Below are 1,609 nucleotides of genomic sequence, written 5' to 3' on the forward strand. Positions count from 1 at the left end.
CCAACTCCCCGTACGACACCTCCACACCCTCGAACACCACCGCCACCGCACCCGGCGACCCCGCCACCCGACCCGCGAACAACGCCGGCACCAACACCCCCGGCACCACACGACCCGTATCGTTCCACCCCTCCAACACCCGGGCCCGCTCACCGGCCTCCAGCACCTCCACGGCCGCAAGGCTTGTACGCGGAGCGGCCTCAAGTGCCGTGACCAGTCCGTCGACCGCCATCTGTACCCAGGTGCAGAGCTGGCCGGGATCGGCCGGGTCCGAGGCCTCGACGCTCAGGACGAACCCGGTGCCGTCGTCGTCCACGGCCACGGTCAACGGGTAGTTGGTGCGCTCCTCCATGCTGAGAGTGCTGATGCCTTCGAGGCCGTCGGCATCGGACTCCGGACCGGCCGGACGCCGGGACGCGGCCCGGTGGTGCCGGTAGTTGAAGACGGAGGTGAACAGCGGGCCCGAGCCCGGCACCCCACTGGCCTTCTGGGCGAGCGAGAGCGGGGCGTGTTCGTGCACGAGCAGTTCGGCCAGCTGGTGGCGCAGGCCGTCGAGGGCCTCGTCGACCGTGGCCGACCCGACCCGGACACGGACCGGGAGCGTGTTGATGAACAGGCCGGGGACGCGGTCGGATCCGGCGCCGGCGTTCATCCGCCCGAACAGCACCGTGCCGAACACCACGTCGTCCCGGCCCGAGACGCTTGCCAGCACCCGCGCCCACGCCAGGTGGAACACCGTCGCCGGACTCACCCCACGCGATCGTGCCAACTTCCTGATCCGGTCACCGAGTTCACGCTCGACCGCCACCCGGGCCTTGGCCGAGTCGACGCCACCGGCCCGAACGTCCACCAGGCCGAAGGGTGCCGTCGTCTCCTCGACATCACCCAAGAGCCCCGCGAAGTAGTGCTCGTGCTCCTCGCGCGGCACGCCGAGGCGGGCCTGCGCGACGAAGTCGCGGAACGGCAGCGGCTCGGGCAGCGAGTCGCCGTCGCCCGACAGGATCGCCCGCAGCTCCCCGATCAACACCTCCAGAGCCGTGTGGTCCTGGACGAGGTGGTGGATCTTGAGCAGTGCCAGCAGCCGGTCATCATCGGGATCGGCGGCGGTGTGCACCTCGATCAGCGGGGCCCGGCCGAGGTCCATCGACCCTCCGCCAGCGGCGAGCAACTGGTCCGCCGCTTCCGGACCGCGCGCGTCCAACACGACCTGTCGAACGGGGAGTTCAGCGTGTCGGGTGACGACCTGGACGGGTTCGCGCAGGCCCTCCCAGACGATCGCGGTGCGGTAGATGTCGTGCCGGTCCACCACCTGCTGGAGCGCGGCCAGGAACGCGTCCAGGCGCTCGCGTGAGTCGAAGGCGACCAGGGTCGGCGAGGCGTACACGTCCGCGCCATGGTCCGCCTGGAGCAGGTGGTGGAAGAGGATGCCCTCCTGGAGGGGTGCAAGCGGGTAGACGTCCGCGATGTTCGCCGCACCCCCCGGGATCCGCGCAACCACACGGGCAACCTCGGTTTCGTCCAGGTCCACCAACGGCAGCATCCCCGGCGTGATCTCCTCCGCACCCTCGGGAATCAGGTTCGCCGGCACCACCACCTGCTCCGGAGCCCC

At 70.7% G+C, this 1,609-nt stretch carries 1 protein-coding gene; it reads right to left on the reverse strand.

The window, feature by feature from the left end:
• A partial coding sequence (locus ACFC1F_RS43325) for a condensation domain-containing protein (protein WP_376167327.1) occupies positions 1-1,609 on the reverse strand: 1,609 nt, incomplete at both ends.

It is taken from the genome of Kitasatospora sp. NPDC056181 (genome assembly GCF_042266225.1).
Taxonomy (GTDB): domain Bacteria; phylum Actinomycetota; class Actinomycetes; order Streptomycetales; family Streptomycetaceae; genus Kitasatospora.